Origin of the sequence: Spiroplasma endosymbiont of Acasis viretata, assembly GCF_964031275.1 — a bacterium.
In the GTDB taxonomy this organism is placed as follows: Bacteria; Bacillota_I; Bacilli_A; order Mycoplasmatales; family VBWQ01; genus Spiroplasma_E; species Spiroplasma_E ixodetis_A.
Window position 1 is genome coordinate 1,215,027 of record NZ_OZ035019.1, and the last position, 24,251, is coordinate 1,239,277.

The window sequence follows — 24,251 nt, forward strand, 5'->3', positions numbered from 1 at the left end:
AAAATCCTATATTCCAAAATAAAATTTCACTATTTTTTAAATTAAATAAATAATATATTACTAAATTTGTTACAAATTTATTTATTACTTGAAACCACTATTCAATAATCTAATTAATTTATACAACACAAACATTGCATTGATAATTTTCACTATCCTCTAAAACCTCTTGACGAATACGAACATAATAAATTGATGAACAACCTTTTTTAAAGGCTCTAATATAAGCTTTATTTAAATCACGAGTTGTCGCTTTATCAGTAATAAATAAAGTTAAAGAAATTGCTTGATCAACGTGTTGTTGTGCTGCTGCTACAATATCAATAATTGGATTAGGGCCTAATTCATATCCACCTGCAGTGTAATATGCTAAATTATTATCATCAATCTTATAAGCAGGAACATAAACACGACCTAATTTCCCTTCTTTTCGTACCTCAACAGGAGCAACTACCGGTTGTAGACTTGGTGTACATGAAGATAAATAACTAATTGAACCAGTGGGTGCTACTGCCATTAAATGTGAATTAGCCAATCCTGTTTCTTTAATTTTTATTACTAATTCTTTTCATTGCTTCTGAGTTGGAATCATAATGTTATATTTTGCAAATAATTCTTGTATTTTTTTTGTTTCAGGAGTTCATTTATCTGACTGACATTTTATATATTTATCAAAATATGAACCATCAGCAAATTTTGAATTTTTAAATCCACTAAAACTTCCAAATTTTAATGCTAATTTATTTGAAGCACTAAAAGCATGATAAGCCATAACATAAAAGAAAATATTAGTAAAATCAATTGCTTCTTTTGAATCATAAAAAATATGATTTGTTGCTAAAAATCCATGTAAATTCATAGCGCCTAAACCCAAAGCATGATTTTTTTTATTTCCATATGCAACTGATGGAGCACTAGAAAAATCACTACTTCTTGATACGTGATCTAATGAATGAATTGCTTGAAAAATAACCTCACCAAATTCACTTCCACTTTCCATTACTTTTGCAATATTAATACTTCCTAAATTACAACTAATATCTTCACCAATTTCTTTAAAACTTAAATCACTATTAAATTCACTAGCTGTACTTACTTGAATAATTTCACTGCACAAATTACTCATAACAATTCTACCAGGATGAGCATTATTTTTATTTACTGTATCATCAAATAATAAATAAGGATATCCACTTTCAAAATGTAATTCAGCAATCATTTGAAATAATTTGCGAGCACTAATAAAATTTTTACTAATATCAGGGTTTTTTAACATATTATAATACTCTTTAGTAATAGAAATATCTGTCATTGCTTTACCATAAACTTTTGCAATATCATAAGGACTAAAAAGTGCCATCTGTTCATTATTTTTTGCTAATTCAAAAGTAATATCAGGAATAACTACTCCTAAAGACATTGATTTAATACGAATTTTTTCATCTGCATTTTCACGCTTTGAATCTAAAAATAACATAATATCTGGATGATGAACATTTAAATAAACTGCCCCAGCACCTTGTCTTTGACCTAGTTGATTAGCATATGAAAATGAATCTTCAAGAATTTTCATAACCGGGATAACCCCTGTTGCTTGATTTTTAATATTTTTAATTGGCGCTCCAAATTCTCTTAAATTTGTTAAACACAAAGCAACTCCACCACCACGTTTTGATAACTGTAATGAAGTAGTAATAGCTCGAGCAATTGATTCCATGTTATCTTCAATTCGTAAAAGATAACATGAAGTGTATTCACCTCTTTGTTTTTTCCCTGCATTTAAAAATGTGGGAGTAGCTGGTTGAAATCTACCAGACATAATTTGTCTTAAAATTTTACTAGCATGTTCAATATTACCATCAGCAAAAAATAAACTATTCATAACAACTCTATCTTCATAATTTTCTAAATATTGTTTACCATTAAAACTTTTTAAAGCATAAGAATTATAAAATTTTAAAATACCCATAAAACTTGTAAACTGATAATTAAAACTGTATGCTTCATTTGTTAATCGTTCAATTTCCGTAATTGAATATTTATTAATTATTGTTTCATCATAATATTGATTTTTTATTAAATATTCTATTCTTTCTTTAACGGTTTTAAAAAGCAATAAATTTGGTTTAATATGATTTTTCATATAAGATTGTGCTGCTTGCAAATCAAATTGTGCATTATTAGTAGTTTTTGCTCTAGCATTTAAAGTAACATATTCATCACTTTCTAAAGTTCCAGATAAAGTATTTATTTCATTAGTATTTTTTTTATCTTTATCTCAAAAATCTACTAATATATTTTTTATTGTTGATACATCATTTTGAGTTCCTAATAATTCAAATTGAAATAATAGTGGGACATTTAATTTTTTTGAAAGAATTGGCCCAGCAATTGCAAAAGTATCACCAAAATTAGTATTCCCCGACGCAATAACACCACGACAAAAATTACGATTTTGCTTATTATTTAAAAATTTAATTACCTGTTTAGGAACTGCCCCTTCTTTAATATCACCACCCCCACTATATGTTGGTGTTATTAACACATAATCTTTATCAACTAAAATTTCCTCTTGTAAATCGTGAGGAATTCTTGAATTTAAAACCTCTAATTTTTGAATAAAACGATGAGTATTATTTGACAAAGAAGAAAAATAAACAACATGAATTTTTCCTTCTGGCTTTAATATTTTTTGGTTTGAAACTTTTACAACATCATTATGCATTTTTTTACTCCTTTAAAATTAAAATTCTCAATCTTCATCTTGCGTTTCTACAGTAATGCCCATTACATAAGATGAACCATTACCTGAAAAGAAATCGTGATTTTCATCAGCTCGAGCTGATAATTGATTAAAAATTTCCGGTTTAATTCTTGTTTGTTCTTCACTAAAAGGTGAATCATATCCTAAATTTTGTAAAAACTTACCAGCATTATATAAACTAAACTTAATAGCGTCTTCAGCTAAATTAAATTCTTGATATAATTCTGTCAAATATTGCTTTTCTAAATCAATTAATTTAAACAATAAATCAAATACAAATTTTTTCATTTCTTCTTGCTTTTCTTTTGGTAACTTTTCAACTTTTCTTTGATATTTATAGCCACTATAATAATTATGAATAACTTTATCACGTAAAATTAATCTAATAATATCTGAAGTATTAGGTAATTTACTACGAGCAGATAAATAAAATGGTAAATAAAAACCACCATATAATAAAAAACCCGGCATTAAAGCGGCAGCTACTTTCGATTTTAAAGGATCATCACTTGTATAATAAGGAATTAGTGCACGTGCTCTGGCTTGTAAACTTTCATTATTAATTACTCACTCATGAGCAGATTCAATCTGCTCACTAGAACATAAAGTTGAAAAAATTGTTCCGTATGATCGAGCATGAACTGCCACCATAAAAGCAAAATTTGTATAAATAACTTGTTCATGATCAGTTAAAGAATTAGGTATTTGTGCAATATCACCAACCGTTGCCTGAATTGTATCTAATAAAGTTAAACCTGTAAATGTTCTTGTTATTAACTCTTGTCATTTTGGATTTAATGTTTTTCAAGAAGTCAAGTCATTAGAAACAGGAATTTTTTCTGGTAACCAAAAATTTTGAGTAATACGATTTCAAACTTCTAAATCTTTTTCATCATTGATTACATTTCAATTTACAGATCGCATTTTTCCATTAAAATTTTTCATAATATACTCTAATGGTGACTGTGATTGTTGAAAATATTTGTTATCTTTTGCCATTTATTATTACCCCTCTACTTAATTACACAACTAAAAACATCCCCTATATTATATAAAGGATGTTGTCATTATTAAAAATTACTTTATTAAAATTACAAATATTAAAAAATAAAAGTAATTATTAAAAATAATCATTAATTCACACCCAGGAATATAATATCACTTAAAAAATTAGACCGGTCTACTGGCTTAGCTTCATTTTACTTGTTACCCTTCTCAAAGTTTTATCTTCAATGGTTTTGTAATGTTCATCAACATCACAGTTGCTGGGGCAGCAAAGAATTCTCATCTTTTTCCCGAACATCTAAAGTTCCTTGTTATTTAGTTGTATAAATATTCTACTACAAGAAAAACAATTTTGGTAATTTATAAATACATTACTATGTATTTTTTTAACCTCAACTATTTTAAAATTATTCTTAATTTTTTTATTATGAAAATTTTCATTTTAATATACAAAAATAATTTAATATATTTTACTATTGTTTTTTAAAGTAAAAAAAACATTAATCTTTATACTTTATTTGTTAATAATTTTTTTTCAACTTTTTGTAATTGTTTAATAAAATCATTAATAGTGCCGTTATTTTTAACAATAAAATCAATATCTTTATTTAAAATTAAATATTTTTTTTGTTGATTTAATAGTGAAATAACTTGTAAATCATTAACATTATCACGTTCTTTTATTCGTTGGATTTTTTTATCTTCCTCAGCCTCAATTAAAAGAATTTTATCAACTAATAAATTTAAATTTGCATTAAATAATACTGCACAATCAATAACAATTAATTCTTGGTGTATTTTATTACGAATAATATCTTCTTCAACAATTTTTACCATTTTTGGTCAAATAATATTTTCTAATTTACGTAAAATATGAGGGTGTTGAAACGCTTCATACCGTAATTTTATTTTATTAATTGTTTTATCACTATTAATAAAAGTATTACCGAATTCATTAATTAATGCTTTTTTTGTTTCTTTTAGTGTATAAATATGTTTAACAACTTTATCAACAAAAATAACATACGCACCTTTATTTTGAAAAAAATTTGTAGCGGTTGTCTTACCTACTCCCGCTTCACCAATAATACCAATAATCATGAGTTCACCCTTACTTATGTTCAATTTGATAACTTGCAAGAATACCAATCATTGCTGCATTATCAGTACAGTATTCTAATTTTGGAACAATTATTTTTAAATTTGGATATTTATTTTTTAAATCTAATACTGCTAATCTTAATTGCTGATTAGCACTAACTCCTCCTGCTAAAACTAAAGTTTTTGGATTATGTTTTTTTAATGCTAATTCAATTTTATTAATTAACACTTGAATAACTGTTGTTTGAAAAGAAGCTGCAAAATTATTAAATTGTAACTTACCTTTTTCTTTATTTATCAAATTAGCACATGCTGATTTTAAACCACTAAAACTAAAATCTAAACTATTATCATTTTTAGGTAATGGTAATTTATAAGTTGGCTTTCCCAATTTAGCACTTCGTTCAATTTCAGGACCACCGGGATATTTTAAACCTAACATTCTTGCAACTTTATCATAACATTCACCAACAGCATCATCTAATGTTTGACCAAGTATAGTGAAATTTAAATGTTCATTTGCCAACATAAACTGTGTATGACCACCACTAACTAATAAACCAAGTACTGGAAATTCTCATTCATTATTAATTAAAGAAGCATACAAATGTCCATACAAATGATTACATGGAAACAATGGCTTTTCTAAATAAGCAGCAATAGTTTCTGCTATAATTTTACCTACGTGTAAACAACTAGCAAGACCAGGAGTATTAGTATAAGCAATAAAATCAATATCCATAATTGAAATGTTAGATTTTTCAATTGCTTTTTGTAAGACAGTAGCAATATTTTCACTATGAGCTCGTGCTGCTAATTCTGGAACAACACCACCATATTGTTGATGAAGCTTAATTTGTGAAGCAATAATATTACTTAAAACATTTTTATCTTTAATAACAGCAACACTAGTTTCATCACAACTAGTTTCTATTGCTAAGATTATCATCAATATCCTCTTCTTTATAATAAGCAACTGCTGATTCTAAAGCTAAAATCATCATTTTTTTAAAACTAGTTTCGCGTAATGTTGCTGAAATTGATTCACCGGTAATAAAAGAATCAGAAATTGTTAATAAACAAGCAGCATTTTTTTCTAAATGTTTTGCATTAGCAAATAAAGCAAAAGATTCCATTTCTACTGCTAAGCATTTGCTAATTAAAGGATTAGTTTTATAATCATTATCATTAATACGATAAAATACATCACTTGAATGAATTAAACCTGATCTTAAATTTATTTTTTCACTTACTATATACGAAGAATTTTCATTTTTTTGCTGATCAAATTCATTATCAATTTTTTGTGCCACTTTATTAATAATTTTGCTAATATTACCAACAGATTCAATTTGATTTTCATCAATATTAGCAGCATATTTAGCGAAAGTAGATTCACTATATACTTTAGTAGTATTAATAATATCATAAACTTTAACATCTTTTTGATATGAACCAGCACTACCAACACGAATAATACAGTCAACATCATAAAATTTAAATAACTCATATGAATATATACCAATTGAAGGCATACCCATACCACTAGCAGCAATAGTAATATTATATCCTTTATATTTTCCAGTAAACATTAGCATATTACGAACATTATTTACTTGTTTTCAATCTTGTAAAAAATTAGAAGCAATGAATTGAGCACGTAATGGATCGCCTGGCATAATTACTACTTTTGCAATTTGATCACGAGCAGCTTTAATATGAGCTGTTGGAATTTTTTCTTTATTTTCCATATATTCTCCTTTTTTTAAATAATAATAGTTATTATAATATATTGTTAATTTAGTAACAACATTAATATTTTTAATGACTGGTTTTTTATTTTAAAAATTAAATTTAATTTTATAACTTTTCATACTAATTAAAGAAAATAAAAAATAATCTAAAAAAGTTTAATCAACACCTTTTTAGTTTTTTTAGTATAATTTACTAAAAATAAATAATGTTTAGTTTATAAAAAACTCATTACTTTATTTTAAAGTAAATGAGTTTTTATTTTAAAAAGGTGGGAAACATAAATGTTTAAAAATTGGTGGTTGGTGGTTGGCCCTTAATTACTGGACCATTTTTGATATAAAATTCTAAATTTTAATTTGTAAAATTGGTGGTTTTAGAAATTTAGAATGTATTCTTTCATAATTATAAAACATAACATATTGATTTACATCATTTATAGCTTCATTGATGGATAAATATTGATTTGATCCTTTAGGTAGTCATTCTTGAGATAAATGAGAAAATCAGTTTTCAGATAATACATTACCACCAATATCATAAGGTTGTTTTTTGCTTAAAATTATTTGTTTATCCTCTGCTCATTTTGTGATATCGTGACAATAAAATTCGTTGGCGTTATCTGAATGTAAAATAACATTTTTTACTTGATTTCAAGAAAATTGTTTGTTGATTTTTTCAAGAGCAGGAAGAATTAAATCCTGATATGATTTATTAGGAGCAATATTATAACTAACAACATTATTTGAATAAAAATCAATAATTACAAAAAGATATAATCATCCTTCTTTAGTATTTATTTGTTTAGTGTCCATTGATCAAATTTGATTTGAAGAGGTTGTACTTTTATAATCTTTGTTTACTTTATCCATTGTAGGTATTCACTTATTTGGATTTTTTTTGTTTTTAGGATAGTTATTTTTAGTTTGTTTTAATCCTTGAATATTGTGTTCTTTCATAATTTTTCGCATTTGTTTTATTGATAATTCTATATTTAAAATGATATTTTTTTCTTGTTTTAATCACTCTTTAAAAGCTGAAAAAATTCTTAAATATCCATAAATTCTGCCTTTTCTTGTAGAATGAAATTCGATTAAAAGTTGGCATATTTTTTGATATTTATGATTGCATTTAATAATATGATTTTCTTCTTTTTTAATAGGTTTTTGTTTATTTTTTAAAAAGTAATATGTTGATCTGTTTAATTGAAGATATTGACATAGGTTTCTAGGTGGTTGGCCCTTAATTACTGGACCATTTTTGATATAAAATTCTAAATTTTAATTTGTAAAATTGGTGGTTTTAGAAATTTAGAATGTATTCTTTCATAATTATAAAACATAACATATTGATTTACATCATTTATAGCTTCATTGATGGATAAATATTGATTTGATCCTTTAGGTAGTCATTCTTGAGATAAATGAGAAAATCAGTTTTCAGATAATACATTACCACCAATATCATAAGGTTGTTTTTTGCTTAAAATTATTTGTTTATCCTCTGCTCATTTTGTGATATCTTGACAATAAAATTCGTTGGCGTTATCTGAATGTAAAATAACATTTTTTACTTGATTTCAAGAAAATTGTTTGTTGATTTTTTCAAGAGCAGGAAGAATTAAATCCTGATATGATTTATTAGGAGCAATATTATAACTAACAACATTATTTGAATAAAAATCAATAATTACAAAAAGATATAATCATCCTTCTTTAGTATTTATTTGTTTAGTGTCCATTGATCAAATTTGATTTGAAGAGGTTGTACTTTTATAATCTTTGTTTACTTTATCCATTGTAGGTATTCACTTATTTGGATTTTTTTTGTTTTTAGGATAGTTATTTTTAGTTTGTTTTAATCCTTGAATATTGTGTTCTTTCATAATTTTTCGCATTTGTTTTATTGATAATTCTATATTTAAAATGATATTTTTTTCTTGTTTTAATCACTCTTTAAAAGCTGAAAAAATTCTTAAATATCCATAAATTCTGCCTTTTCTTGTAGAATGAAATTCGATTAAAAGTTGGCATATTTTTTGATATTTATGATTGCATTTAATAATATGATTTTCTTCTTTTTTAATAGGTTTTTGTTTATTTTTTAAAAAGTAATATGTTGATCTGTTTAATTGAAGATATTGACATAGGTTTCTAATTGAATATTGATTTTTACAATCATCAATAATTTTAATTTTTTCTTTGATATTTAATTTGTTAATTACTAATGCTATTTGTTTAATTTTATCCATTAATAAAAATCCTTTCAGGTTAAAATTAGTGTTAATTATATAACACAATTGTTTTTAGAATACATTCAGGTTTTTTAAATTAATGGTCTAGTAAAAAGGGCTAAGTGGCAAGTGGCAAATGAACAAGGAATAATTGAAAAATATTGCATTAGAATTTTTAATTGTTATACTCATAAAATTAATATTTATAAAAATAGAAATAAATTACAAAATAAAATATGAGCATATATGATATTTAAACCAAGTGATAATATAACTCAAGATAAAGTATATGATTTTATATATACAACTGCTATTAATCATTATGATATTAACATTAATCATTTAACTGATGTATTTTGACAAAATAATAATTTAATTATTGGGGGAGATGGTGCATTATGAATTAGAGCAATGGCTAAATGATTTGGTGGAAAATATGTATTAGATTGTTTTCATGGTATTAGTTATTTATGAAAAGCATTTATAAATGTAAAAGGAAAGAAAAAAACTGATACAAATTGACCTAATTATTTTGATACATCATTTAATTTTAAAAATGGTAATTATAATCAATTACTTGATATTTTAAAACCTAATGTTGATAAACAAACATTTAATTACTTTGCTAATAATGAACAAGGAATTATTAATCAAGGTGCAGATTGAAATATTGGTTGTCATGCTGAAAGTACTGTTTCACATTTAGTTAAATCTTTAAAAGGTTATGGTGCAAAATCATATAATTATAAAATATTTGTAAATATGTTAAATACAAGAATTGCTCATATAAATAATCAAAATATAGTTATTTGTTAATAATATAAAATTAAATAATTCTAAACCTAAATATTTAGGAATTTTTATTTTTTATTAATAAAATAAAACAATAAAATACTTTATTTATTAAATATAATATGATATAATTATATTAAAAATTAAAGATATTTTTCTCTCATAAAAATATACTTTATACGCATTTTTTAAACGGCCAAATAATTATGCTAAAAGTGGAAATTATTATATTTAAATAATAGAATTTCCTCTTTGTTTATAATCTTTAATAATATTAATAGTAATTAATGTTGCCATTAAACAAGTAATAAAACTAATAATATTTAAAACAACAGCAACAATAGTAATTTGATATGAAAAAACTTTATTATCATTAAATTGAGGTAAAAGCACAATAACACTAATAATTTCGCAACTTGTTCCAATAATACCTAAACAAAAACTAATAAAATCAAGCGAAACACTAAATTGATCTTTTCGATATAATTTCATATTTTGTTTTATCAAAGTTTTCTTTAATCTAATTAAACGGAACATTAAGAAAAAAGGTAGAAAAGCTAAAGTAAAACTAGTAATATCAAAAAAAATTGCAACAACAGTTATTCAAAGTGATGCTTTATCATTATCTCAAAAAGGTTGTAATGCTAAAATACTTAGAATTCCCAAAAAAATACCTATTAAACCAGTTCCAAAACTTATTAAATCCATTTTAAGAATTTTTTTATTAAATTTTAAAAAATATACTCTTTTTTCCAAAGTGACAAATCCTTTCATGTCTATATATAAGTAACATTTTATCATATAAATGGATATATTTTCTCCAATTTTAGATTATAAATAAATAAAAAGAATAACTATAATTGTGTTATTAATCTATTGTTTGTTGAAATTTCAATATTTTGTGGTAATGTTTAGTAATCTGTGTAACTTACAAAAATAACTATGTTTAATTAATTCTAGTAAATATAATTAAATGACTAGAAAGAGTGAGTTACAGATGGCTAAAAAGCAAAATATTAATAATAATGATCCAATATCAAAAGCAGTAGATTTATTATTAGAAAATACTGAAGATTTAACAACAGTTTTTAAAGAGGGAGGATTGTATAAAGAATTAACAAAAAGATTAGTAGAAAAAATGTTGAATTCTGAGATGCAAAATTATTTAGGATATGATAAGAATCAACATAGTAATAGTGACAATGCTCGTAATGGTATAAGTTCAAAAAAATTAATAACTCAACAAGGTAAAATTGAGATTGATGTACCACGAGATCGCAATAGTAATTTTAATCCTGTAATAGTTGCAAAAAGACAAAGAAGATTTGATGGTTTTGATCAACAAGTTCTTTCTTTATATGCAAAAGGAATGACATTATCAGATATTAGAATGCAATTACAAGAGTTATATCATGGTGCTGATATTAGTGAAAGTGTTATTAGCCAAATTACTGATGATGTTATTGATGATGTAAAAGCATGGCAAAATCGACCATTAGAAAGTATTTATCCGATTGTTTATTTTGATTGCATAGTAGTGAAAGTACGACAAGATAAAAGGATTATTAATAAATCAGTTTATATAGCTTTAGGAGTTGATTTAGAAGGTAAAAAAGATGTTTTAGGATTATGAATTAGTGAAAATGAAGGTGCTAAATTTTGATTAGCAAATTTCACAGAAATGAAAAATCGTGGCTTAAATGATATTCTTATTGCCTGCAGTGATAATTTAACAGGCATGTCAGAAGCAATACAATCAGTTTATCTTAAAACAGAACATCAATTATGCATAGTTCATCAAATTAGAAATAGTTTGAAATATGTCTCATATAAGCATCGAAAATCTCTAGTTGCAGATTTAAAACCAATTTATACTGCATGTAGTGAAGAACAAGCAATGCAGGCTTTAGAATCGTTTGAAAGTAAATGAAATAAACAATATCCTCAAATTGCTAAATCTTGATATAAAAATTGAGATAATTTAATGGTTTTTATTAGTTATCCAGTAGAAATCAAAAGAGTGATTTATACTACAAATGCTATTGAATCTGTAAATAGTCAATTACGAAAAGTTATCAGAAATAAAAAAGTTTTTCCTAATGATATGGCAGTTTTTAAAATATTTTATTTAGCAATTGAAAATATAACAAAAAAATGAACAATGCCCATTCAAAATTGAAATACAGCAATTGCTCATTTTATGATAAAATTTGAAGATAGAATTAATCTAAACTAGTACTTTGTAAAACAAAGATACACAGATTACATAAAAGCCTCTATTTTGTAGATTAATTGAATTTATTTCCTTAACAAGAGAGACAATATTTTCTTTAAATAAATTAAGTCTTTGTCTTTTTTTTCTAATTTTTATTTCAACTTTATTCAAACTTTTTTTGATATTACAAATTTTTAATCCAATTTTATAAAGTTGCTCTTTTTGATTATTTAAAACAACTTTTTCACATTCTATTCTATTAACTAATCTTATTTCAAAATTATAATAACCAAAAGTTAAAAACTTAACTAATTTACTTTTAAATTTAAAAATCTTACTTGTTTTTTGTTTTTAAAAAACTTCTAATTTTTTAAGACTATTATTATGAAAATTTAAAATAATTTCTTGTTGATTATTAATTTTATATAATTTCTCTTTCAATTGTCATTTTTTACTACTTAATTTACAATTTAATTCTATTTTTAATGCTGTAATTTTATCAATGAGTTTATCCTTTTCCTTCTGTTTTTGTTCCTCTCATATTAAAGTAAATTCAAGTAATTCAAACTCTAGTTCTTTATCTCATGGGAAAAAATTTTCTTTTTCAAACTTAAAAGAAAAAAATTTAAGTTCTTTTCTTTCATCATTAATTACTTCGTCTTTTACTTTCACTAAAAATTTTTGCATTCATTGATACTGTTTTTTCCATTATTTTTAAATTTTTTTTAAAAAAATCTTTTTCAAAAAAAATAAATCAATATTCTAAGTATTGTATATTAGAAGAAGTACTAAAAACTTCTTTTAACTTTATTATATTACTTTTAACATTTTGTATAGTTGAATTTATAAGTATTTCTTTTAAATTTGGTACTACTTCTAAAGACATTTTATTTCTCCACTTCTTTTGTTAAAATTCAAGAATACTACAGAAAATATTTTAATTATTTTCTATTCAAATCGCGATTAATAACTGCTTTTAAATATTGTCCAGTATAAGACTTAGGATTTGTTATTACTTGTTCTGGTGTTCCTGTAGCAATGATTTCACCACCAAATTTACCACCCTCAGGTCCTAGATCAATAATGTAATCAGCAACTTTAATAACTTCTAAGTTATGTTCAATTACAACAACAGTATCACCATGATTAACGATTTTATTTAAAACTTCAATTAACCTTTTAATATCATCAACGTGTAAACCAGTAGTTGGTTCATCTAAAATATACATAGTTTTGCCAGTAGCACGTTTTTGTAATTCTTTAGCTAGTTTCACTCTTTGTGCTTCACCACCAGATAATTCAGTAGCAGGTTGCCCTAATTTTACGTATCCTAATCCTACTTCTTGTATCATTGCTAATTTTTTATGGATTTTTGGATGATTAGCAAAAAAAGTTAATGCTAAATCAACAGGCAGTTCTAGTACATCATAAATATTTTTACCTTTATATTTAACTTGTAATGTTTCACTATTATAACGTTTTCCTTCACAAATTTCGCAAGTTACATAAACATCTGGTAAAAAATGCATCGCAATTTTAATAACACCATCGCCAGAACAACGTTCACATCTTCCTCCTGGTACATTAAATGAAAATCTACCTTTAGCATATCCTCTAATTTTTGCTTCTGGTGTTTGTGTAAATAAATCACGAATATCATCAAAAACTGAAGTATAAGTAGCCGGATTACTCCTTGGTGTTCTGCCAATTGGTTCTTGCGAAATAGCAACAATTTTATCAATAAATTCAATCCCTTTTATTGCTTTATGTTTTCGTGGTCGTTGTCCCTTTAAACCCAAATACTTTTGAATACTAGTATATAAAATATCATTAACAAGCGTTGATTTACCACTTCCTGAAACACCAGTAACACAAATAAATTTACCTAAAGGTAATTTAACATTTATTTTACGTAAATTATTAGCTTGTGCTTCTTGAATTTCAATAACTTTACCATTACCACTTCTTCTTGATTTAGGTAACGCAATAAATTTTTCACCATTTAAATATTTTCCAGTAATTGAATTAGGATTATTAGCAACTTGCTGTGGTGTACCTTCAGCAATTACTTCACCACCATAAATTCCGGCTTTTGGACCAATATCAATTAATCAATCTGCTGCTCACATTGTATCTTCATCGTGTTCTACTACTAATAATGTATTATCAAGATCTCGCATTTGTTTTAAAGTTTCAATTAACTTAACATTATCACGTTGATGTAAACCAATTGAAGGTTCATCAAGAACATACAATACTCCCGTTAATTGTGAACCAATTTGAGTTGCTAATCGAATTCGTTGTGATTCACCACCAGATAAAGTTTGTGCCATTCGTGATAAGTTTAAATAACCTAAACCAACATTAGTTAAAAAACTTAAACGATTAATGATTTCTACTAATATTAATTTAGCAATTTCTTGTTGATAAGCTAATAATTTAATATTTAACATAAATGTTAAACTTTCTTCGATGTCTAAATTAGTATAATGACTAATATTCATTTCTTTATTATTTTCATCTTTAATTTTAACTGCCAATGCAAATTCATTTAATCTTGTTCCTTGACAAGTTAAACAAGTGCGTTCACTCATAAATTTACGATAATAATCACGGGCAAAATCACTAGTTGTTTCTAAAAAACGTCTTTCAATTAAAGTGGCAATGCCTTCAATATAATCATGATTAGGATATTTACGACCATTTGCCGAAGTAATACTGAAAGTAATGGCTTCATCACTACCACGCATAATATAATTAAGTTGTGTTTTTGTTAAATTTTTTAATGGCTGATTCAAATCAATTAAATAATGATAACAAAGAACTTTTAATTTTTGTCATTCTAAATTACTAGTACCAACTAAGTTTTTATAATACTCAATGCCACCATCATTAATTGATAGTTTTAAATCTGGCATTAATAATTCTTCGTCAACTTCTAATTTTACTCCCAAGCCTTTACAATCAAAACACGCTCCACTTGGTGCATTAAAAGAAAACAAACGCGGTTCTAAACTGGGAATTGAAAATCCACAAATTTTACAAGCATATTTTTGAGAAAATAATCACGTTTCATTTGTTTGCGATAAAATAACCTTTGCTAAACCATTACTATGATTTAAAGCAACTTCTAAAGCATCATGAATTCGTGAAATAGTATTATCATCATTGGTAAATTTAATACGATCAATAACAATATCAATATCATGACGTAATGATTTATTCAATTCAATTGGTTCATCTAAACTATATATTTTATTATTAATTTTAACTCGCAAAAAATTTTCTTGTTTTAATTTTGCTAATAAATCTTGATGACTACCTTTTTTAGCATTAATAACTGGTGCTAAAATTTCAATATTAGTATTATCTTCTAACGTTTTAATTTTATTAACCATTTCTTTTAAAGTTTGCGTGCTAATTGGACCATGACCCTTATTACAATAAGGAGTTCCAATTCGTGCATAAAGTAAACGCAAATAATCATAAATTTCAGTAACAGTACCAACAGTACTGCGAGGATTATTACTTGTAGTTTTTTGATCAATAGAAATTGCTGGTGCTAAACCATCAATAGCATCAACATCAGGTTTTTCGCTGTTTCCTAAAAATTGACGAGCATAGGCTGAAAGTGATTCAACATATCTTCGTCTTCCTTCTGCATAAATTGTATTAAAAGCTAATGATGATTTACCACTTCCTGAGACACCAGTAATAACTACTAACTTATACTTTGGAATTTTAATATTAACATTTTTTAAATTATGTTCACGTGCACCTTTAACAGTAATATATTTTTGATTATGTATCATTTATTCCTCCACTTATATGCTCTTTCTAATTAATTATATACTATATATAGTTAACTTTAATAGCATTATTGCTAATTAATATGGTGGTTGGCCCTTAATTACTGGACCATTTTTGATATAAAATTCTAAATTTTAATTTGTAAAATTGGTGGTTTTAGAAATTTAGAATGTATTCTTTCATAATTATAAAACATAACATATTGATTTACATCATTTATAGCTTCATTGATGGATAAATATTGATTTGATCCTTTAGGTAGTCATTCTTGAGATAAATGAGAAAATCAGTTTTCAGATAATACATTACCACCAATATCATAAGGTTGTTTTTTGCTTAAAATTATTTGTTTATCCTCTGCTCATTTTGTGATATCTTGACAATAAAATTCGTTGGCGTTATCTGAATGTAAAATAACATTTTTTACTTGATTTCAAGAAAATTGTTTGTTGATTTTTTCAAGAGCAGGAAGAATTAAATCCTGATATGATTTATTAGGAGCAATATTATAACTAACAATATTATTTGAATAAAAATCAATAATTACAAAAAGATATAATCATCCTTCTTTAGTATTTATTTGTTTAGTGTCCATTGATCAAATTTGATTTGAAGAGGTTGTACTTTTATAATCTTTGTTTACTTTATCCATTGTAGGTATTCACTTATTTGGATTTTTTTTGTTTTTAGGATAGTTATTTTTAGTTTGTTTTAATCCTTGAATATTGTGTTCTTTCATAATTTTTCGCATTTGTTTTATTGATAATTCTATATTTAAAATGATATTTTTTTCTTGTTTTAATCACTCTTTAAAAGCTGAAAAAATTCTTAAATATCCATAAATTCTGCCTTTTCTTGTAGAATGAAATTCGATTAAAAGTTGGCATATTTTTTGATATTTATGATTGCATTTAATAATATGATTTTCTTCTTTTTTAATAGGTTTTTGTTTATTTTTTAAAAAGTAATATGTTGATCTGTTTAATTGAAGATATTGACATAGGTTTCTAATTGAATATTGATTTTTACAATCATCAATAATTTTAATTTTTTCTTTGATATTTAATTTGTTAATTACTAATGCTATTTGTTTAATTTTATCCATTAATAAAAATCCTTTCAGGTTAAAATTAGTGTTAATTATATAACACAATTGTTTTTAGAATACATTCAGGTTTTTTAAATTAATGGTCTAGTAAAAAGGGCTAAGTGGCAAGTGGCAAGTGGCAACTTACAAAAATAACTATGTTTAATTAATTCTAGTAAATATAATTAAATGACTAGAAAGAGTGAGTTACAGATGGCTAAAAAGCAAAATATTAATAATAATGATCCAATATCAAAAGCAGTAGATTTATTATTAGAAAATACTGAAGATTTAACAACAGTTTTTAAAGAGGGAGGATTGTATAAAGAATTAACAAAAAGATTAGTAGAAAAAATGTTGAATTCTGAGATGCAAAATTATTTAGGATATGATAAGAATCAACATAGTAATAGTGACAATGCTCGTAATGGTATAAGTTCAAAAAAATTAATAACTCAACAAGGTAAAATTGAGATTGATGTACCACGAGATCGCAATAGTAATTTTAATCCTGTAATAGTTGCAAAAAGACAAAGAAGATTTGATGGTTTTGATCAACAAGTTCTTTCTTTATATGCAAAAGGTATGACATTATCAGATATTAGAATACAATTACAAGAGTTATATCATGGTGCTGATATTAGTGAAAGTGTTATTAGCCAAATTACTGACGATGTGATTGATGATGTCAAAGCATGACAAAATAGACCATTAGAAGGCATTTATCCCATTGTTTATTTTGATTGCATAGTAGTGAAAGTACGACAAGATAAAAGGATTATTAATAAATCAGTTTATATAGCTTTAGGAGTTGATTTAGAAGGTAAAAAAGATGTTTTAGGTTTATGAATTAGTGAAAATGAAGGTGCTAAATTTTGATTAGCAAATTTAACAGAAATGAAAAATCGTGGCTTAAATGATATTCTTATTGCCTGCAGTGATAATTTAACAGGCATGTCAGAAGCAATACAATCAGTTTATCTTAAAACAGAACATCAATTATGCATAGTTCATCAAATTAGAAATAGTTTGAAATATGTCTCATATAAGCATAGAAAATCTCTAGTTGCAGATTTAAAACCAATTTATACTGCATGTAGTGAAGAACAAGCAATGCAGGCTTTAGAATCGTTTGAAAGTAAATGAAATAAACAATATCCTCAAATTGCTAAATCTTGATATAAAAATTGAGATAATTTAATGGTTTTTATTAGTTATCCAGTAGAAATCAAAAGAGTGATTTATACTACAAATGCTATTGAATCTGTAAATAGTCAATTACGAAAAGTTATCAGAAATAAAAAAGTTTTTCCTAATGATATGGCAGTTTTTAAAATATTTTATTTAGCAATTGAAAATATAACAAAAAAATGAACAATGCCCATTCAAAATTGAAATACAGCAATTGCTCATTTTATGATAAAATTTGAAGACAGAATTAATCTAAACTAGTACTTTGTAAAACAAAGATACACAGATTACATAAAAGCCTCGGTTCTAATATAATATGATATAATTATATCAACAATTAAAGATATTTTTCTCTCATAAAAATATACTTTATACGCATTTTTTAAACGGCCAGTTGATAAATTATAATCATAAATATCATTATCTAAATTACTTGTAACTACAATACTATTATTTCATTCAATATTTTGCTCCGCTATTTTTTTACCAACTAATAACTGTTCAATAGATTTATCTAATAAATTTAATTGATCTAATTCTAAATTATTTAATACATTTTTTATAACCTGTTCATCATACATATCATCAAAAATTAAATTAGATGACAAATTTTCACTACTCATTACCGAACTTTGTTCTTCATTAACCATATATTCAAACTCTATTTTCTCTAACAACTTATCTAATTCTGTTTCTTGTGTTTCTGAATAAAGTTGTAATTCTAAAACATCTCATGCAATATTTTTTATTTGTTCACTACACATATCATCACAATTAAAACTGTTTAAATCAAAATTTTGTTTTAAAGTAGAAACACGACCAGATTGCAATTCTTTTTGTTTTTGTTTTTTTTCTTTATGGCGTTGATATCATTTTTTATTATATTCTTTCATTTTTGCCTTTATCTCAGGCCTTTGAGTATACTCTCGTTTTTTTTCTTTATTTTTATGATATCACTCTCGATCATATTTTCTCCTTCTTTCCTTCACTTCAGGTCTTTGCATATATTCTCTTCTTCTCGCCTTTACTTCTGGCCTTTGAGCATATTTTTTCTTTCTTACTTTTACTTCAGGTTTTTGATTATATTCTTTTATTTTTGCTTTTATTTCAGGTTTTTGATCATATTTTTGTTGTTTTTCTTTATTAGATTGTTTATTAACTATTTCATTAATTTGAAATGAATAAACTGTATTAATAACTATACTTCCATTATTCATGTTTTTCCCTTTTAAATATAATTAATTAAATTTAATTTAAACTTTTACCACATTTTTCTATCTATCAAAAATCATATTTATTTTTTTTGATAAATAAAACTGTATTATTGTGAATTTTTTTTCAAATTCTTAATAAAATAAAAAATTTTATAGTATAAAATAACCATAAAATTTTTTATTTTTTATTATATTTTTAATTAAGTCTTGGAAAATATTACTAAAAAAGTAAAATTTAATTTCAAAATTAATTCATCATTAAAATTATTAATAACTAATTTTATCGTTTAGATTTATTGAAAGCAATACCCAATGCTTTTGGTGTTTTACTTCATTTTGATGTAAACACTAAAACTAATAAAGATGTTACAAAAGGCAATATATTCCATATATCAGAATTACTTGATATTCATTCAGGAATATTTGGTAAAAACGTAATTCTGGCACCTGTTGTTTCAATAATAGCAAATAAGGCAGCACCAATTGTAATCAATGGTACCCTTCATTGTCCAAAAATTAAAATAGCTAAAGCAATAAAACCATTTCCACTAACTGTTCCACGAAAAGTTTGACTAGCATACATTGGAAAAATACCACCAGCAATTCCTGCTAAAAAACCAGATAATAATACAGCAACATATCGTTGTTTAATAACATTAATTCCCGCAGCATCAACTGCATTGGGATTTTCACCAGTCGCAACATGATGTAATCCTCATTTAGTATACTTCAAAATAATAGCAATACTGACTAAAACTATAATTGCTAAAAATAAATATAAATTAAAAAATTCATTATTACCAATTTTTGGTAATTGATAAATATTTGTTAATGAAATAAAACCATTATTCCCTGGTAACTGAACAACAAAAACTGCAATTGCTGCTGCTAAAATATTAATTGCAACGCCAGAAATAATTTGATCAGATTTTAAAGTAACTGATGCAAAAGCATGGAAACAAGCAAATCCCATCCCCGCTAATCCACCTACTAATAAAGCAATAATTTGTGATCAATTACCTCAATTAACACCTATATTTTTTCCAAATGAAGAAAAAGCAAGAGCACCAATTGTCATCATTCCTTCAATACCAATATTAACAACACCAGCACGTTCTGAAATTAATCCAGATAATGCACCAAGTACTAAAACAACAAAAATTAAACTAGAATGTTCAAGAATTATTTTGAGTGCTTCCATTAACTTTTTCCTCCTGTTCTTTCGGTTTTTATTTTCATAATTGCTTGTTGTTCATTTTTAAATATATCAGTAAATTTATTAATAAAAGTTGTATTTTCAATTTCCGCTTTTTTAGTAAATTGTTTGGTTAATATATTAATATTACTATTAATTGGGATAATTTGACTTTTTAATTGCTGTTTGTTAATTTTATAATTTTTAATTAACTCTTTAACATTATTTTTATAATTAGTTTGAAGTTGATGTTTTGCTAAAATTAATTGTTTTTTTATTTTTTTATCATCAGTTTTAACTTTTTGATTTTTTAATGACTTTAATTCATCACTTAATTCTTGTTTCAATTTATTAATTTCTCGATAAAGATTTAATTTTAAGTCTTTTACTCTTGACTTATCTAATATTGCTTTTTGTTTTTTTAATAATGTTATTTCTCGAATTAAATCTTGCTTATAGTTATAAACATTATTTTCATATTTCATTTTTTCATTAATATACATATTTAAACTTTCACCATAAATCGTTTTTATTTCTTGTTGAAAATTATTTCAATTACCAATTTTACCTTTTTTTCAAATTGCATTATATTGTTTATATATATAATGATTTAAAGCTTTATTTTCTTGGAAAAATTGTGCTCAATTAACACCAACTTTATCATTTTTATTATTAATAACTGCTTGTAACTGTAAGTTGATATCACTATTAACTTTATTAATTTCTTGCGAAAGATTTTGTTTTAAATTTTTAACTACTGACTTATCATCTCATAATGATTTATTATATTCTACCTTTAATTGTTTTTTATCAATTTTATATTTTTTAATTAATTCCTTAATTTCAATTTTATAAGTAATTTGAAGTTGACATTTTTTTAAAATTAATTGTTCTTTTAATTTTTTATCATTAGTTTTAACTAATTCATTTTTTAATGACTTTAATTGATCACTTAATTCTTGTTTCAATTTATTAATTTCTTGTGAAAGATTTTGTTTTAAATTTTTAACTACTGACTCATAATCTGATAATGATTTATTATATTCTACCTTTAAGTGATTAATTTTATTATTTTTTTCTTTAATTAAATCTGATTTTAACTTATTATATTGTCTCTTTATTTTAAAATTTTCAATAAAATGATAGTACATCTTGGCAATAAAACTATTTGTAACTTTTCGTTTTTCTCCATCAAAGGCTATATTTAAATAACGAATTAAAAATTTAATTGGCTGTAAACGAGATAATAAAACTGCACAGGCAGCTGAATAAATAATAACACCAAAAATAATATCACCAGTTGCTGTTGGTAATGTTAATACTGAACCAATTGAACCACCGCTCTTAATTAAACCTCAAAGAAAAGCAGAACCCACAACACCTATTGGATTAATTTGACCAACTAAAGCAACAGCTATACTATCAAAACCAATAGTCGGCAAATCATCAGTTAAAAAACTAATTGAAGGATTTTTGGCAATGTAATAAATAACAGCCATTACTCCTGCTAATGCTCCTGAAATAACAAATGATGTTATGCAATAATGTTTATGATTAATACCACTATAAACCGCAGCAAATGGATTTAAACCTACTGTTCGAATTTTATAACCTAAAGTTGTTTTTTTCAATAAGAATCAAACTGTTATTATTAAAATAATAGAAATTAATAATGGTAGTATACAATTATAACCATTAATACTCATACTCATACTATCATGAATAGTTGCTGATGTTCCGTGATCAGCATCATATAAATCTTTATTGATTTTAAATAGTCATTTTACTAAATATCAAATTGTTCAATTTAATAAAATAGAAGTAACAACCTCATGAACATTAAAAAAAACTTTTAATAACACTGTTACCAACGCCACCAATATTGCTGCTAATACTCCAGCAAAAAAAGCGCTAATTATAGCTAATGGTTGTGATAAGTCATAACGAACACCAATTGCGATAACAACAGCTCCTGCTGCTAACATTTGACCAGCAACTCCAATATTAAACATTCCTAAGCGGAAAGAAATAACTAGTGCTAATCCTGCTACAATATAAATTGCTCATCAAACTAAAGTATTATCTCAATTATTAGCTGGCCAACTTGTAAAAGCATATGTTAATAACAACTGAAAATAAGTAAAAGCATTTTGACCTGAACCAATTATAACAAAACAAGCAATAATTAATCCAAAAATAATGGCAAAAATTGAACCCTTAAATTTAGTAAGATTACTATTCATTTCTTTTGAACCAAGATATAAACGACTTCGTCGTTTTAAAAATCATGTTTTTTGTTTAAACATTATCTTCATTTCCTTCCATTAACATTTTTTGTCCTGCCATCATTAATCCTAACTGTTCACGAGTAACATTTTTAGCACTAACATTACCAGTAATTTTACCAGCATGTAAAACAACAATTCGATCTGCTAATGACATAACTTCTGATAATTCATAAGAAATTAATAATACTGCATTATCTTCATTTTTTTCATCAAGAATACGACTATGAATATATTCAATAGCACCAATATCCAAGCCACGTGTTGGCTGAGCAACAACTAAAATTTTATGTTTTCTTGTTAATTCTCTACCAACAACCGCTTTTTGTTGATTACCACCCGACAAACCTCTAACTAAAGCAAAACCACTTTTACTACCACGAACATCATAATTATTAATAATATTTTGTGCATAAGATTGAATAGCTTTACTGCGAATCAAACCATGCTTAGAAAAAGGATATTCGCTAATATTTTGTAAAACCATATTATCAATAACATTATAATCTAAAACAAGTCCATATTTATGACGATCTTCAGGAATATGACTTAAACCATTTTTATATAAACTTTGAATTGAACTGTGTTTCATATTCTTATTACCAAAAAAAATATCACCTTTTTCTGGCTTAATTAAACCAGTAATTGCTGAAATTAATTCGGTTTGACCATTACCTTCAATACCAGCAATAGCCACAATTTCTCGTGACTTAACTTCTAAACTAAAATCAGAAAGACCCATTATTGATTTCTTATTACCAATTTTATGAACAAATAAATTATCAATTTTTAATAATACTGGCCCTAATACAACATTACCTTGATTTCTAATATCAACTAAATCTCTACCAACCATCAAAGTAGCAATTTCTTCTTTAGTTTTACTCTTAGATTCAAAAGTTTCAATAACTTTACCTAAACGAATTACTGTAACATTATCAGCAACTTGTTTAACCTCTTCTAATTTATGACTAATAAAAATAATAGTTTTACCATCACGTCTAAGTTCTTCAATAATTGTTAATAAACTAGTAATTTCTTGTGGTGTTAAAACCGCGGTTGGTTCATCAAGCACAATAATACTAGCACCACGATAAAGAACTTTTAAAATTTCAACACGTTGTTGCATACCAACACTAGCATTCTCAATTTTTAAATTAAGTTTAATGTCTAATTTATATTTTTTTGAAATTTCTAAAATTTTAGACTTAGCTTTTTTATAATTAATTCACTGTCATTTATGAACTGGTTCACTACCTAAAATAATATTTTGTAAAATAGTGAAGTTATCAACTAATTTAAAATGTTGATGTACCATTCCAATACCTAATTCACCTGCTCTAATTGGTCCTGATATTACTACTTCTTTACCATTAATTTTAATAATACCTTTTGTTGGTTGATATAGTCCAAATAAGATTGACATTAGTGTCGATTTACCTGCACCATTCTCACCAACCAAAGCATGAATTTCTCCTTTTTTAATTTTAATAGAAATATTATTGTTAGCAATAATAGTATCTAAAAAAACTTTAGTAATACCTTCCATTTCAACAGCATATTGTAAGTTCTGTTTTTCAATATTTACTTGCATTTTATCACCCCTC

Annotated in this window: 19 protein-coding genes and 1 riboswitch; of the genes, 3 read left to right on the forward strand and 16 right to left on the reverse strand. The window is 25.1% G+C overall.

Annotation, left to right across the window (positions count from 1 at the left end; genetic code table 4):
* Window positions 1-118 precede the first annotated feature (118 nt).
* From nrdE to AAHM96_RS06785, 7 genes are all read right to left on the reverse strand, one after another.
* Entirely contained in the window at window positions 119-2,725 is a 2,607-nt protein-coding gene (gene nrdE, locus AAHM96_RS06755) for a class 1b ribonucleoside-diphosphate reductase subunit alpha (RefSeq protein WP_342273035.1), read from the reverse strand.
* 18 nt (window positions 2,726-2,743) lie between these two features.
* Window positions 2,744-3,763, reverse strand: coding sequence for a class 1b ribonucleoside-diphosphate reductase subunit beta (nrdF, locus tag AAHM96_RS06760; protein WP_252319910.1), 1,020 nt, complete (start codon window positions 3,761-3,763; stop codon window positions 2,744-2,746).
* Window positions 3,764-3,920: 157 nt separating this feature from the next.
* A riboswitch (cobalamin riboswitch) is annotated at window positions 3,921-4,086 on the reverse strand.
* A 190-nt stretch (window positions 4,087-4,276) separates the two neighbouring features.
* Window positions 4,277-4,870, reverse strand: a complete 594-nt coding sequence (gene coaE, locus AAHM96_RS06765; RefSeq protein ID WP_338961076.1) for a dephospho-CoA kinase — start codon at window positions 4,868-4,870, stop codon at window positions 4,277-4,279.
* Between the two features lie 10 nt (window positions 4,871-4,880).
* Window positions 4,881-5,819, reverse strand: coding sequence for a tRNA (adenosine(37)-N6)-threonylcarbamoyltransferase complex transferase subunit TsaD (tsaD, locus tag AAHM96_RS06770; protein ID WP_342273036.1), 939 nt, complete (start codon window positions 5,817-5,819; stop codon window positions 4,881-4,883).
* Window positions 5,794-6,621, reverse strand: coding sequence for a purine-nucleoside phosphorylase (locus AAHM96_RS06775; protein ID WP_286642056.1), 828 nt, complete (start codon window positions 6,619-6,621; stop codon window positions 5,794-5,796). Before AAHM96_RS06775 ends, tsaD begins: the two co-directional genes overlap by 26 nt.
* Before the next feature lie 348 nt (window positions 6,622-6,969).
* A complete protein-coding gene (locus AAHM96_RS06780; RefSeq protein WP_342273037.1) occupies window positions 6,970-7,593 on the reverse strand; it encodes a DDE-type integrase/transposase/recombinase in 624 nt (207 codons plus the stop codon).
* A 302-nt stretch (window positions 7,594-7,895) separates the two neighbouring features.
* On the reverse strand, window positions 7,896-8,873 hold the full coding sequence (locus tag AAHM96_RS06785; protein ID WP_342265776.1) for an IS3 family transposase: 978 nt from the start codon (window positions 8,871-8,873) through the stop codon (window positions 7,896-7,898).
* 111 nt (window positions 8,874-8,984) lie between these two features.
* Between AAHM96_RS06785 and AAHM96_RS06790 the strand changes: the two genes are divergently transcribed.
* A complete protein-coding gene (locus AAHM96_RS06790; RefSeq protein ID WP_342273038.1) occupies window positions 8,985-9,671 on the forward strand; it encodes a hypothetical protein in 687 nt (228 codons plus the stop codon).
* A 207-nt stretch (window positions 9,672-9,878) separates the two neighbouring features.
* On the opposite strand, the gene AAHM96_RS06795 is transcribed toward AAHM96_RS06790, so the two are convergent.
* Window positions 9,879-10,403: a hypothetical protein gene (locus AAHM96_RS06795; RefSeq protein ID WP_342273039.1), complete on the reverse strand. Its 525-nt coding sequence runs from the start codon at window positions 10,401-10,403 to the stop codon at window positions 9,879-9,881.
* Window positions 10,404-10,644: 241 nt separating this feature from the next.
* Here AAHM96_RS06795 and AAHM96_RS06800 point away from each other — a divergent pair, with 241 nt between their 5' ends.
* On the forward strand, window positions 10,645-11,883 hold the full coding sequence (locus AAHM96_RS06800) for an IS256 family transposase (protein WP_342273741.1): 1,239 nt from the start codon (window positions 10,645-10,647) through the stop codon (window positions 11,881-11,883).
* A gap of 330 nt (window positions 11,884-12,213) precedes the next feature.
* On the opposite strand, the gene AAHM96_RS06805 is transcribed toward AAHM96_RS06800, so the two are convergent.
* The 4 genes from AAHM96_RS06805 to AAHM96_RS06820 all read right to left on the reverse strand — a co-directional run bounded on the left by AAHM96_RS06805 (window position 12,214) and on the right by AAHM96_RS06820 (window position 16,777).
* On the reverse strand, window positions 12,214-12,549 hold the full coding sequence (locus AAHM96_RS06805) for a hypothetical protein (protein WP_342273040.1): 336 nt from the start codon (window positions 12,547-12,549) through the stop codon (window positions 12,214-12,216).
* Complete coding sequence (locus AAHM96_RS06810) at window positions 12,509-12,748, reverse strand: hypothetical protein (protein ID WP_342273041.1); 240 nt, start codon at window positions 12,746-12,748, stop codon at window positions 12,509-12,511. Before AAHM96_RS06810 ends, AAHM96_RS06805 begins: the two co-directional genes overlap by 41 nt.
* 55 nt (window positions 12,749-12,803) lie before the next feature.
* Window positions 12,804-15,674: an excinuclease ABC subunit UvrA gene (uvrA, locus tag AAHM96_RS06815; RefSeq protein WP_342273042.1), complete on the reverse strand. Its 2,871-nt coding sequence runs from the start codon at window positions 15,672-15,674 to the stop codon at window positions 12,804-12,806.
* 125 nt (window positions 15,675-15,799) lie between these two features.
* Window positions 15,800-16,777: an IS3 family transposase gene (locus AAHM96_RS06820; protein WP_342272932.1), complete on the reverse strand. Its 978-nt coding sequence runs from the start codon at window positions 16,775-16,777 to the stop codon at window positions 15,800-15,802.
* 195 nt (window positions 16,778-16,972) lie between these two features.
* On the opposite strand from AAHM96_RS06820, the gene AAHM96_RS06825 reads away from it, so the two are divergent.
* The gene (locus AAHM96_RS06825) at window positions 16,973-18,211 is read left to right on the forward strand and encodes an IS256 family transposase (protein WP_342273742.1); all 1,239 of its coding nucleotides are present in this window, start codon (window positions 16,973-16,975) and stop codon (window positions 18,209-18,211) included.
* 26 nt (window positions 18,212-18,237) lie between these two features.
* Here the strand turns inward: AAHM96_RS06825 and AAHM96_RS06830 are convergent, their stop codons facing one another.
* The 4 genes from AAHM96_RS06830 to AAHM96_RS06845 form a co-directional block, all read right to left on the reverse strand.
* On the reverse strand, window positions 18,238-19,167 hold the full coding sequence (locus AAHM96_RS06830) for a hypothetical protein (protein ID WP_342273043.1): 930 nt from the start codon (window positions 19,165-19,167) through the stop codon (window positions 18,238-18,240).
* 277 nt (window positions 19,168-19,444) lie between these two features.
* Window positions 19,445-20,365, reverse strand: a complete 921-nt coding sequence (locus AAHM96_RS06835; protein WP_342273044.1) for an ABC transporter permease — start codon at window positions 20,363-20,365, stop codon at window positions 19,445-19,447.
* Entirely contained in the window at window positions 20,365-22,665 is a 2,301-nt protein-coding gene (locus AAHM96_RS06840; RefSeq protein ID WP_342273045.1) for an ABC transporter permease subunit, read from the reverse strand. Before AAHM96_RS06840 ends, AAHM96_RS06835 begins: the two co-directional genes overlap by 1 nt.
* The gene (locus AAHM96_RS06845) at window positions 22,658-24,238 is read right to left on the reverse strand and encodes an ABC transporter ATP-binding protein (protein ID WP_342273046.1); all 1,581 of its coding nucleotides are present in this window, start codon (window positions 24,236-24,238) and stop codon (window positions 22,658-22,660) included. Before AAHM96_RS06845 ends, AAHM96_RS06840 begins: the two co-directional genes overlap by 8 nt.
* Window positions 24,239-24,251: the final 13 nt, after the last annotated feature.